Source organism: Pseudomonas atagonensis (assembly GCF_011369485.1).
GTDB classification, from domain to species: Bacteria; Pseudomonadota; Gammaproteobacteria; order Pseudomonadales; family Pseudomonadaceae; genus Aquipseudomonas; species Aquipseudomonas atagonensis.
Map to the genome: position 1 here is coordinate 95,620 of NZ_VXCA01000023.1, position 12,771 is coordinate 108,390.

A 12,771-nucleotide genomic window follows, 5' to 3' on the forward strand; every position below is an offset into this window, starting at 1 on the left:
ATCAGACCCAGCCACTGCTCTGCATCGCCTTGTACACCGCGACGATTGCCAGAATCAGGAATGCCGAAGCCGCGAGGCGACGAATCAGCGTCAATGGCAGTTTCTCGGCCGCAAAATTACCCGCCAATACCACCGGGACGTTGGCAATCAACATGCCCGCCGTCGTACCGATGATCACCAGCCACAGCTCGGGATATTGCGCAGCCAGCATCACCGTGGCGATTTGGGTCTTGTCGCCGATTTCAGCCAGGAAGAAGGCGATCAGTGTGGTCAGGAACGGCCCGAACTTGCGTGCGGTGCTGGCTTCATCGTCGTCCATCTTGTCCGGAACCAAAGTCCACAACGCGGTGGCGGCGAAGCTCGCAGCGAGAATCCAGTGCAGTACAGAATCGGAGAAGAAACTGCCGAACCAGGCACCTACCGCGCCGGCTGCTGCGTGGTTGGCCAGGGTCGCGGCGACAATACCGGCAATGATCGGCCAGGGTTTGCGGAAGCGAGCGGCGAGAATCAGCGCGAGCAGTTGCGTCTTGTCGCCGATTTCGGCCAAGGCAACGATTGCGGTGGGAACGAGTAACGAGTCCAGCATCAGGATTTCCTAAGGGGCGGGTCGACACGGCTATGACACGTACAGCCTTCCCGCCCCGGGTAAGGTGTGCGTGTCATAGGTCTTGTCAAACCCTGCAATCCGTCTGGTGCGGACGCTTGGGTCGCATACGCCATGATCTGAGGATCAAGTATGTTGACGTATGCCGGACGAGCTGGGTGCTCGTGGGAGACTACTCCCCTAGGACGGAGCGGATTCTGCCTAGGCAGAATCCATTCGGCAAGTGCTAATTTTCAGCCGCGCTTGGCCCGGTAAATCCGGAAACCATTGCCTTCGGCCTTGATCGCGCACACGCCCAGGTGCTCTTCGATCAGTGGCTGATACTTCAGGAAACTGTTCGCCACCAGGCGCAGTTCTCCGCCGTTTTTCAGATGTTTGGCCGCTTTTCGCAACAAGTTTTCGGTGGCGAAATAATCGGTGTGGACGCCGACATGGAACGGTGGATTGCTCAAAATCGCATTCAGACCCATGGGCGCGGCATCGATGCCATCACCGGTCAGCACGTCAGCTTCCAGACCGTTGGCAGCCAGCGTCAGGCGGCTGCTGGCAGCGGCGAAGGCATCGACGTCGAGCAATGTCACCTGATTGTGCGGATAACGGCGTTTCACCGCCGCGCCAAGCACACCCGCGCCACAACCGAAATCGAGCAAGTGGCCGCTTGGCAGTTTGTCCAGATGCTCCAGCAGCAGGGCGCTGCCGCGATCCAGACGACCATGGCTGAACACCCCCGGCAGGCTGATGACTTTCAGCGGGCCTTCGGCCAGCGGCAATTCATACGTCTGCGCCAGACTTTCCAGCGATTTGGCTTCTGGCGCGTTGGCCACGGTGACTTGCCAGAGTTGGCAATGACGGGCGCTGTCGAGTTTGCGCGGCTTGCCGAACGGGTTCAGTTGCTTGGACGCGCCCTCGATGCCGCTGCGTTTTTCCCCGACCAGAAACACATCACGGCCCGCCAGTCGCGAGGCGACGGCGTTGAGGATGTAATCGGTCAGATCCTTGGACTTGGGCAAAAACACCACGGCACTGTCGAATTCGCGTTCCGGGACATTCACGCCGAAATGACTGCGGCCTTCGAAACGGGCATCGTGTGCGGCCTGATCGCCGGCATGCCAGCACCAGCCAAAGGCCTTGGGCAGGCGCCCGAGCAAATCGTCGGCGGGCAGACCGGCCAACAACAGCGAACCCTGAAACAACTCGGGCTGACGAAGCAGTACTTCACTGCGCGGATCCATAACTGCTCCTCAAAAAAAGTGCCGCAGTTTATCAACTGACGACGCGCAGCGCCTTACCGCTGAAGAACGCCTGCGCGTTTTCAGTCAATTGACCGACGATGCGTTGCCGCGCCTCGCGACTGCCCCAGGCGTTGTGCGGCGTGACGATGAGGCGCGGGATGTCGTTGGCCAGCAGCGGATTGCCCTGGGTCGGTGGTTCGACACTGAGCACATCGGTGGCGGCGCCGCCGAGATGGCCGGCACGCAAGGCATCGGCCAGCGCCTGCTCGTCGATAAGGCCGCCACGGGCAGTGTTGACCACGAACGCGCCGGGTTTCATCGCCGCCAATTCGCGTGCGCCGATGAAGTGGCGAGTGTGTTCATTGAGCGGGCAGTGCAGGGTAAGGGCGTCGATCTGCGGCAGTAACTCGTCGAGTGGCAGGCGATCGGCGCGGGCCGGGCGCCCGGGGATCTGGCCGAGCAGCACACGCATACCGAAGGCTTCGGCGAGGCGCGCAACGGCGCTGCCGAGTTCGCCGTGGCCGAGCAGGCCGAGGGTTTTGCCTTCGAGTTCGACAATCGGGTAATCGAGCAGGCAGAACTGTTTCGCTTGCTGCCAGCGACCTTCGCCCACGGCTTTCTGGTAGTCGGCGAGGCGGGTGGCGAGATTCAGCAGCAACATGATCGTGTGCTGCGCCACTGACGGCGTGCCGTAAGCCTGGCAATTGCACACGGTGATGCCGTGCGCGCGCGCGGCCACCAGATCGACGTTATTGGTGCCGGTGGCGGTGATCAGGATCAGCTTCAAGTCCGGGTTGGCGGCCATCGCGGCGGCGTCGATCAGGATCTTGTTGGTGATCGCCACGCTGGCGCCTTGCAGGCGTTCGCTGACTTGCTCGGGCAGTGTCTGGGCGAAGAGTTGCAGATCGCCGAAACATTCGCGCAACGGACTGAGGTCGAGGTCGCCAAGATCGAGCGACGGGTGATCAAGGAATACGGCGCGGCGCGTGTTCGTCATCAACTGTACCTTTTAGGCTTTGAACGTTGGGCGTAATCTGCCGAGCCTACCAGATGAAACAATTGGTTACGCAGACCCCGCCGCGGATACATATCCCCTTGCCACAAGTACTGCGTTTCCTACAGATATTTATTGACCAAGCTGCCCCAGAGGAGCCCCCATGTACTGGACCGAGTTCTTGACCGTTGCATTGATCCACTTGCTCGCTGTCGCCAGCCCCGGCCCGGACTTTGCTGTGGTGGTGCGCGAGAGCGTGACCCACGGTCGACGCGCCGGGACCTGGACGGCGCTCGGTGTCGGCACGGCGATTTTCCTGCACGTTGGTTATTCGCTACTGGGTATCGGTCTGATCGTTTCCCAATCGATCATGCTGTTCAACGCCTTGAAATGGGCCGCTGCCGCTTACCTGCTGTACATCGGTTTCAAGGCCTTGCGTGCGCAACCTGCCAAAACAGTGACCGACGATCTGCACAAGGAAGCCGGTGTGCGCACGGCGCGCGGCGCTTTCACTTCGGGCTTCGTTACCAACGGCCTGAACCCGAAAGCCACGCTGTTCTTCCTGTCGCTGTTCACCGTGGTGATCAACCCGCACACGCCGCTGGCCGTGCAGGCCGGTTACGGGATCTATCTGGCTGTCGCGACAGCTATCTGGTTCTGCCTGGTGGCGATGCTGTTCAGCCAGCAGCGCGTGCGCGCCGGTTTCGCCCGTATGGGCCACTGGTTCGACCGCACCATGGGGGCGGTGCTGATCGCGCTGGGCGTGAAAATCGCGTTTACCGAAATGCATTGATCGATGAAAACCGGCAAATGCTGGCGCAAAGCTAGCATTTGTACGGCTGTGCAAATCATTCCTTCGGCTGATTTGGCTGGCGTATAAGGGTTTTAGAGTACCAATCTCTACGCCAACACCGTGCAGTCAGAAAAGGGATTCTTATGTTGCAGACTCGCGTCATTCCCCCGGCCGATGGGGCCTACCAGTATCCATTGCTGATCAAGCGGCTGCTGATGTCCGGCGCCCGTTACGAGAAAACCCGCGAGATCATCTACCGTGACCAGATCCGCTACAGCTACCCGACCCTGATCGAGCGCGTGGCACGCTTGGCCAACGTGCTGACGGCGTCCGGCGTGAAGGCGGGTGACACCGTTGCGGTGATGGACTGGGACAGCCATCGTTATCTGGAGTGCATGTTCGCCATTCCGATGATCGGCGCAGTGATTCACACCATTAACGTGCGTCTGTCACCGGAGCAGATCCTCTACACCATGAACCACGCCGAGGACCGCTTTGTGCTGGTCAACAGCGAGTTCGTCGGTCTGTATCAAGCGATCGCACCACACCTGACCACGGTCGAGAAAACACTGCTGTTGACCGATCTGCCGGAGAAAACCGCCGAGCTGCCGAACCTGGTCGGCGAGTACGAGCAACTGCTGGCGGCCGCCAGTCCGCAATATGCCTTCCAGGATTTCGACGAAAACTCGGTCGCCACCACGTTCTACACCACCGGCACCACCGGCAACCCGAAAGGCGTGTACTTCACCCATCGGCAACTGGTGCTGCACACCATGGGCGTGTCGACCATCATGGGCGCCATCGACAGCGTGCGCCTGCTCGGCACCAACGATGTGTATATGCCGATCACCCCGATGTTCCACGTGCATGCCTGGGGCTTGCCGTACGTGGCGACCATGCTCGGGCTCAAACAGGTTTATCCGGGGCGTTACGATCCGGAGTTTCTGGTCGAGTTGTGGCGTAAGGAGAAGGTCACGTTTTCCCACTGTGTGCCGACCATCCTGCAAATGCTGCTCAACGCCAAAGGTGCGCAAGGCACTGATTTCGGCGGCTGGAAAATCGTCATCGGTGGCAGCGCACTCAATCGCACGCTGTACGAAACCGCCAAGGCGCGCGGCATTCAGCTCACCGCCGCGTATGGCATGTCGGAAACCGGGCCACTGGTTTCCTGCGCGCATCTTAATGATGAGCTGATGGCCGGCACCGAAGACGAGCGCACCACTTACCGGATCAAGGCCGGTGTTCCCGGGCCGCTGGTTGAGGCAGCGATTGTCGACGCCGAAGGCAACTTCCTCCCGGCCGACGGCGAAACCCAGGGTGAACTGGTGCTGCGTGCGCCGTGGCTGACCGAGGGGTATTTCAACGAGCCGCAGAAGGGCGCAGAGCTGTGGGCCGGCGGCTGGCTGCACACCGGGGACGTGGCGACACTCGACAGCATGGGCGTGATCGACATCCGTGACCGGATCAAGGACGTGATCAAGACCGGTGGCGAGTGGATCTCCTCGCTCGACCTCGAAGACCTGATCAGTCGTCACGCGGCGGTACGCGAAGTAGCAGTGGTGGGCATTGCCGATCCGCAATGGGGCGAGCGCCCGTTTGCCCTGCTGGTGATCCGTGAAGGGCACGTGATCGGGGCACGGGAACTCAAGGAGCATCTCAAGCCGTTCGTGGAATTGGGCCATCTGAGCAAGTGGGCGATTCCGAGTCAGATCGCCCTTGTTACCGAAATTCCCAAGACCAGCGTCGGCAAGCTCGACAAGAAGCGCATCCGCCTCGACATCAGCGAATGGCAAAGCAATAACAGCACCTTCCTTTCGACACTTTAAGTGTCTGCTGGCGCGCCGAAAACGGCGCGCCAGACCCACCAAGCAAGCGCTTGGCTTGTGAAATCGAAAAATTAGGCCATCCTTGCCGTGCCGACATGCGTCGGACTGGCGAAAGGACTGTTCCAGAGTGGTTGGCAGCTGCAAATCACACTTTAGAGGGATCAAGCAGTACCCCCTGCTGGCTATAGTCCGCTCAAGGATTTTTAAGAACGGGGCACACGCACAAAACGGGGCGATGCATCTTTGGAGTGATTTCGGGCCGCCACTGGCACCCGGTCATCCACAACGTTTTTAAAAGTACTCACTGCCATAACAATAATGCACATGGAGTAGCGTCGATGACCTCAGTAAACCAGTTCTGGCGCCGGGCGAAACTGCCTCTGGCGGTCAGTCTTGCTTCTTCGCTCGCCGGGCCCGCATTCGGCGTCAGTTTCAACGTGGGTGAAATCGAAGGTCAGTTCGATTCATCGTTGTCGATCGGCGCCAGTTGGTCTACCCAGAATCCGAACAAGAACCTCATCGGCGTCAACAATGGCGGCCACGGTCTGTCGCAGACCTCAGACGATGGCCACGCCAACTTCAAAAGTGGCGAAACCTTTTCGAAAATCTTCAAGGGCATCCACGACCTTGAGCTGAAGTACGGCGACACCGGCGTGTTCGTCCGTGGCAAATACTGGTACGACTTCGAGCTCAAGGACGAAAGCCGCGAGTTCAAGGACATCAGCGATTCAGGCCGTAAAGAGGGCGCCAAGTCCTCCGGCGGGCAGATCCTCGACGCCTTCGTTTATCACAACTATGCAATCGCCGATCAGCCGGGTTCCGTGCGTCTGGGCAAGCAGGTAGTGAGCTGGGGTGAAAGTACTTTTATCGGCGGCGGCATCAACTCGATCAACCCGATTGACGTGTCTGCGTTCCGTCGTCCGGGTGCCGAGATCAAGGAAGGCCTGATCCCGGTCAACATGTTCTACGTGTCCCAGAGCCTGACCGAGAACCTCTCGGCCGAAGCGTTCTATCAACTGGAATGGGACCAGACCGTTGTCGACAACTGCGGCACCTTCTTCTCGCAGCCGGACATCGTTGCCGACGGTTGCAACGACAACCTGCGCGTACTGAACAAGCGTTCGCAGATCCCGGCCATCGCTTTGGGGCCGTTGGCCGCAAACGGTGTCGATGTCGACCAGGAAGGCGTACTGGTGCGCCGTGGTCCGGATCGCGATGCGCGCGACAGCGGTCAGTGGGGCGCGTCGTTCAAATACATGTATGAACCGCTCGACACCGAGTTCGGCGCCTACTTCATGAACTACCACAGCCGTGCGCCGATCTTCAGCGCCACCGGTGCGCCACAATCGGTCTACAACACGGCGCGCGGGCTGCCGGGGCCTTTTGCGGCACTTGCCCCCCTGCTGGTTGCGGGCAACTCGAATTACTTCATTGAATACCCGGAGGACATTCGCCTCTACGGTCTGAGTTTCTCCACTACCCTGCCTACCGGTACGGCGTGGAGCGGTGAAATCAGCTACCGTCCGAACGCACCGGTACAACTGAACTCCACCGATATCCTGTTCGCCGGTGTACGTCCGCTGGGCGGCGCACTGACCAACGCTTCGATCCTCAATGGCGTGCCGGGTCAGGATCTGCACGGTTACGAGCGCAAGGAAATCACCCAGATTCAGACAACGTTCACGCACTTCTTCGATCAGGTCATGGGCGCCAGTCGTCTGACCCTCGTGGGTGAAGTCGGCGCGACCTACGTCGGCGGTCTGGAAAGCCGTTCCGACAAGCGTTACGGCCGCGATCCGGTGTATGGCCCGGGTGAATTGCCGGCCACGGGTGGCGTCAACACTTGCGCCAACATTCTCAACGCCAGCACCATCAATGGCGCCGGGCCTGGCTCGCCGCAGAACAACCGCAGCCGCAATTGCGACAATGACGGTTTCACCACATCGATGTCCTGGGGCTATCGCGGCCGTGCGATCTGGGAATACAACGACGTCTTCGCCGGTGTGAACCTCAAACCGAACGTGGCCTGGTCCCATGACGTCAGCGGTTACTCGCCTGGCCCTGGCGGCAACTTCGAGGAAGGTCGCAAGGCTGTCAGCCTGGGCGTTGATGCCGAGTACCAGAACACCTACACCGCGAGCCTGGCTTACACCAACTTCTTCGACGGCAAGTACACCACCGTGGATGACCGCGACTTCGTTGCGCTCAGCTTCGGCGTGAACTTCTAAGCACTGCATTTCAGGACGAACACACATATGAAAATAACAAAGAGTCTGTTCCACGCCGGTGTTCTGGGCCTGTCGCTGCTGGCGACCGGCGTGATGGCGGCGGTACCCGCCGCTGAAGCCGACAAGCTGGGCAAAAGCCTGACCCCGATGGGCGCCGAAATGGCTGGTAACGCCGACGGTTCGATCCCGGCCTGGAAGCCGCTGCCGAAGAATGCCGGCAGCGTCGACAGCAAGGGTTTCCTGTCCAACCCGTACGCCAGTGAGCAACCGCTGTTCACCATCACCGCGAAGGATGTCGACAAGTACAAGGACAAACTCGCGCCGGGCCAGTACGCGATGTTCAAGCGCTACCCGGACACCTTCAAAATGCCGGTCTATCCGTCCCATCGCGGTGCGACCGTGCCGGATGACGTGTTTGCCGCCATCAAGAAGAACGCCACCACCACCAATCTGGTCTCTGGCGGTAACGGTCTGGAAAACTTCGATACCGCCGTGCCTTTCCCGATTCCGAAAAGCGGCGTTGAAGTCATCTGGAACCACATCACCCGTTATCGTGGCGGCAGCGTGACCCGTCTGGTGACTCAGGCCACGCCGCAACCGAACGGCTCGTTCAGCCTCGTGTACTTCCAGGACCAGTTCGTGTTCCGCGACAAGATGAAGGACTACGACCCGAAAAACCCGGGCAACATCCTGTTTTACTTCAAGCAGAAAGTGACCGCGCCGGCACGTCTGGCCGGTGGTGTACTGCTGGTGCACGAAACTCTCGACCAGGTTAAAGAGCCACGTTCGGCGTGGGTCTACAACGCCGGTCAGCGTCGTGTGCGCCGTGCGCCACAAGTGTCTTATGACGGCCCGGGTACCGCAGCGGATGGCCTGCGTACCTCCGACAACCTCGACATGTTCAACGGTGCACCGGATCGTTACGACTGGAAGCTCGAAGGCAAGAAAGAGATGTACATCGCCTCCGACAGCTACAAACTCGACGATCCGAAGCTGAAATACGCCGACATCATCAAGGCCGGCCACATCAACCAGGACCTGGCGCGTTACGAGCTGCGTCGCGTCTGGCACGTGGTTGCAACCCTGAAGGAAGGTCAGCGTCACATCTATGCCAAACGTGACTTCTACATCGACGAAGACACCTGGCAGGCTGCGGTGATCGACCACTACGACGGTCGCGGTCAACTGTGGCGTGTGGCCGAGGCACATGCCGAGAACTACTACGACAAGCAAGTGCCGTGGTACGCCCTGGAAACCCTCTACGACCTGCAGTCCGGCCGCTACCTGGCACTGGGCATGAAGAACGAAGAGAAGCAGGCGTATGACTTTGGCTTCACCGCTACCACCAGCGATTTCACCCCGGCCGCTCTGCGTCAGGACGGTGTTCGCTAAACCGCTGTAAACGCGAGGCCGCATCCTCGTGAAAACGCCCCGACTGGTTCGGGGCGTTTTTTTTGCACAGGGATTTTGTAGCCATTTGTAGCAACAACTTTCATAACCGCTTCGTTTAAGGCTAGTCTGCGGACATCTGCAACGCCGCCAATAGCCATTCAAACAAGAGCCGGCCATGACTGATCTGTCCCCACTTCCGGGTCCCGCAAGCGTTGCCGTCGCGGCACTGGATGGACGTTTTTTCCGTCCGCCGCTGCCTGACGGATATGTATTGCGACCCCGCCTTTGCGAGCGGCTGCAAGCCGGACTCGGTGGACGCCTGTTGCTGGTCAGTGCTCCCGCCGGTTTCGGCAAGAGTTCGCTGGCGGTAGAGTTCTGTCAGAGCTTGCCTGCGCACTGGCAAAGTCTCTGGTTGGGGTTGAGCCCGCGAGACAGCGATCCGGGGCGCTTTCTCGAACGCTTGCTGGAAGGCTTGCAGGATTATTTTCCCGACTTGGGCAGTCGCGCGCTGGGCTTGCTGAAGATGCGCCAGCGTCACCAGCCGTTTGCCTTTGAAGAGTGGCTCGATGGCCTGCTTGATGAACTGACACTGCAGCTTGATCCTGCGAAGCCATTGCTGCTGGTACTCGACGATTACCATCTCGCCCAAGGCCCGGTGCTCGACCGTTGCCTGCAATTTTTCCTCAATCACTTGCCCGATGGCCTGCTGGTGATGGTCACCAGTCGCCAGCGTCCGGACTGGCATCTGGCGCGTTTGCGTCTGTCGCGGCAATTGCTTGAACTGCATGAACAGGATTTGCGCCTGACCCACGACGAAGCCCTGACGCTGCTCGATCGCCACAGCACATCGTTGCGCGGCGAGGCTTTGGAAAGCCTGATCCAGCGCAGCGAAGGCTGGGTTGCCGGGCTGCGTTTCTGGCTGTTGGCGGTGTCTGAAGCCGGCAGCGAAGCGGCGTTGCCGCAAGTGCTCAACGGTGGGGAAGGGCTGATTCGCGACTATCTGCTCGAAGAAGTCATCGATTGCCTGCCTGCCGAAGTGCAGGCGTTTCTTTACGACACCGCGCCGCAGGAACGCTTTTGCAGCGAGCTGTGCGACGCCGTGCGCGAAGCCCATGACAGTGCCGAGATCCTGCGATTTCTGCTGGCGCACCAGGTGTTTCTGGTACCGCTGGACGAGCATGGGCACTGGTTCCGCTATCACCACCTGTTTTCCGATTTGTTACGCAGCCGCCCGATTGCTCAGGCAATGGTGCCGCCCGCGACCCTGCACTTGCGCGCCTGTCGCTGGTTCAATGCGCAGGGTTTGCTCGACGAAGCGGTCGAGCAGGCGTTGCGTGCCGGGCACCTCGATGTCGCGGCGAATCTGGTGCAAAACCTTTCCGAGGAGCAACTGCTCGCCGAGCAGAATGTCGGCATGTTGTTGCGCTGGAAAATGGACTTGCCCGACAGCCTGCTGATCAGCACACCGCGTCTGATCGTCCTCTACAGCTGGGCGCTGGGGCTGGCCTGCCAGCTCGATGCCGCTGAAGAACTCTCCAGCCACTTGAGCCGTTTCCTCCCGGCGCCGTCCGCCACTGCGCAAAAGTCGATGCTGGCGCAATGGCTGGCGCTGAGCGGGATCATCGCCCGGGGGCGCGGACATCGTGAGCTGACTTTGCGATATTGCACCGAAGCGTTGGAGAGCCTGCCCGCCAAGCGCTACGGTCAGCGCCTGATGTGCCTGTCGACCTTGTCCAATCTGGCGATTGCCGATGGCGATCTGTGGCGCGCTCGCGGCCTGAACCGCGAATCCCTTGAGTTGGCGCAACGCGTTGGCAATCCATTGTTTGAAGCCCTGGCGCATTACGATCGCGCGCGGGTTCTGCAATCCCGTGGCGAGATTCTGCGCGCGCTGGATGAAGTGCATCAGGGGCTGGAACGTTTGCGCGGCTTGTCGCCGCAACGCTTGTACGCCGTGCGCGCGCGCCTGACCTTGTACGAGGGCTTTCTGCTGGCGATGCGCTTGCAACCGCAAGCCGCGCGCGTGCGCTTATTGGCCGGGATTGGTGAAGCGCGGGCCTGCCGCGATATCAGCGTGTTGATCGGCCACTGCGTGATCGCGCGTCTGGACGGCGCCACGGGCGAGTTCGCCAAAGCCTTCGCCGAACTGGCCGAAGCCGAACGCCTGATGCATATCTGGGACGTGCCGCCGATCTACTACCTGGCGATGATCACCCTGGTCAAATGCGAACTCTGGCTGGCGCAGGGTCGCACCGATCTGGCCGAAGCGTGGCTGGCGCGTCTGGGCCAGACCTACACGGGCGAGCGCGCGGCCGCACCACCGGAGTTTCATCCACAACTGCCGCTGCATGTCGAATTGCAACAGGCGCTGCTGGACATGATTCAAGGCCAGCCGATGCTCGCCGAAGGGCGGCTGAACGTGCTGCATGAAAACGGCCAGCAAACCGGCCGGCAGTTACTCAGCGTGATGGCGTTGACACAGAAGGTGGCGTTGTTGCTCGCCAGTGGGCGTGAACCGGAAGCACGCAAGACGCTGAACCTGGCGTTGGAAGCGGCGGGGGGGGGCGTATTGCAGCCGTTCGATGCCTTGGTGAAGTCGCATGGCGACTGGCTCCGTGGGCAATTACTGGCTTCACCCGCGCTGGCGGGGCAGCAATTGCTCGAACACTTCCCGCGCGCCGCGCCACGTCCAGTCGTGGAATCCGCTTCCACCGAACAACTCAGTAGCCGCGAACTCGCGGTGCTGCGCCTGATCGCCCAAGGCTGTTCCAATCAGCAAATCAGCGAGCAGTTGTTTATTTCGCTGCACACGGTGAAAACCCATGCCAGCCACATCAACAGCAAGCTTGGGGTGGAGCGCAGGACGCAGGCGGTGGCGCGGGCCAAAGAATTGGGGTTAATGGTCTAGCGACGGTAAAATCCCGAATCGACCGTTTTCGACGGTGTTGAACAATGCTCAGGATTTCCCATGACCGTTCCAGGCCCAGCGCTTATCCGCGAAACCTTTCCCGTCGGCCCGCTCCAGTGCAACTGCACCATCATCGGCGATCCGATCACAAAGAAAGCCATCGTCGTCGATCCCGGCGGCAACCCTGACCTGATCATGGCGCGCCTCGATGCGCATGGCCTGAAGGTGGTCAGCATCATCCACACCCATGCGCATCTCGATCACTTTCTCGCCTCGGGGCAGATGAAAGAGAAAACCGGGGCGACCCTGCATTTGCACAAGGACGACCAGTTTCTCTGGGACAACCTCGAGATGCAGTGCCAGATGTTCGGTGTGCCTTATACGCCCGTGCCACCACCTGATCGCTGGTTGAGCGACGATGAAGAGCTGGCTTGCGGCTGCGGCGTGGCGCTGCACACGCCGGGTCATACGCCAGGTTCCATGAGCTTTTGGTTTTCCGAGGCTAAGCTGTTGATTGCCGGCGACACGCTGTTTCGTCGCGGCGTAGGGCGCACGGATTTGTGGGGCGGCGATCAGGCGACCATCGTGCGTTCGATCAAGCAGCGGCTGTACACCCTGGACGAGGATGCGACTGTGGTGACCGGACATGGACCGGATACGCGTCTGGGGGATGAAATGCGCGAAAACCCGTTTGTGCGGGCCTAAATATTTTGTCACGAGTGCGCGGCGGAATTTTTGTGCATTGTCATGATCCAACGCCCGCAGAGGTCTATTGCCAAACGGCCGCTGCATCA

9 protein-coding genes and 1 riboswitch are annotated in these 12,771 nt (G+C 60.3%); of the genes, 6 read left to right on the top strand and 3 right to left on the bottom strand.

Going from position 1 to position 12,771, the window contains the following annotated elements; all coding sequences use genetic code 11:
- Position 1: 1 nt before the first annotated feature.
- From F2P67_RS14905 to F2P67_RS14915, 3 genes are all read right to left on the bottom strand, one after another.
- Entirely contained in the window at positions 2 to 586 is a 585-nt protein-coding gene (locus F2P67_RS14905; protein WP_007956837.1) for a TMEM165/GDT1 family protein, read from the bottom strand.
- Positions 587 to 673: 87 nt separating this feature from the next.
- Positions 674 to 798, bottom strand: a riboswitch (yybP-ykoY riboswitch).
- Positions 799 to 837: 39 nt separating this feature from the next.
- A complete protein-coding gene (locus F2P67_RS14910) occupies positions 838 to 1,836 on the bottom strand; it encodes a methyltransferase (protein WP_166221229.1) in 999 nt (332 codons plus the stop codon).
- Positions 1,837 to 1,867: 31 nt separating this feature from the next.
- Positions 1,868 to 2,833, bottom strand: coding sequence for a 2-hydroxyacid dehydrogenase (locus tag F2P67_RS14915; protein WP_166221231.1), 966 nt, complete (start codon positions 2,831 to 2,833; stop codon positions 1,868 to 1,870).
- 160 nt (positions 2,834 to 2,993) lie between these two features.
- Here F2P67_RS14915 and F2P67_RS14920 point away from each other — a divergent pair, with 160 nt between their 5' ends.
- From F2P67_RS14920 to F2P67_RS14945, 6 genes are all read left to right on the top strand, one after another.
- A complete protein-coding gene (locus tag F2P67_RS14920; protein WP_166221232.1) occupies positions 2,994 to 3,623 on the top strand; it encodes a LysE family translocator in 630 nt (209 codons plus the stop codon).
- Between the two features lie 143 nt (positions 3,624 to 3,766).
- Positions 3,767 to 5,449, top strand: coding sequence for a fatty acid--CoA ligase (locus F2P67_RS14925; RefSeq protein WP_166221234.1), 1,683 nt, complete (start codon positions 3,767 to 3,769; stop codon positions 5,447 to 5,449).
- 338 nt (positions 5,450 to 5,787) lie between these two features.
- Positions 5,788 to 7,677 carry a DUF1302 domain-containing protein gene (locus tag F2P67_RS14930; RefSeq protein ID WP_166221236.1) on the top strand — a complete coding sequence of 630 codons (1,890 nt, stop codon included), beginning with the start codon at positions 5,788 to 5,790 and terminating at the stop codon, positions 7,675 to 7,677.
- 27 nt (positions 7,678 to 7,704) lie between these two features.
- Entirely contained in the window at positions 7,705 to 9,069 is a 1,365-nt protein-coding gene (locus F2P67_RS14935; RefSeq protein ID WP_166221238.1) for a DUF1329 domain-containing protein, read from the top strand.
- A gap of 175 nt (positions 9,070 to 9,244) precedes the next feature.
- Positions 9,245 to 11,977, top strand: coding sequence for a winged helix-turn-helix domain-containing protein (locus F2P67_RS14940; protein WP_166221240.1), 2,733 nt, complete (start codon positions 9,245 to 9,247; stop codon positions 11,975 to 11,977).
- 60 nt (positions 11,978 to 12,037) lie between these two features.
- The gene (locus tag F2P67_RS14945) at positions 12,038 to 12,682 is read left to right on the top strand and encodes an MBL fold metallo-hydrolase (RefSeq protein WP_166221242.1); all 645 of its coding nucleotides are present in this window, start codon (positions 12,038 to 12,040) and stop codon (positions 12,680 to 12,682) included.
- Positions 12,683 to 12,771: the final 89 nt, after the last annotated feature.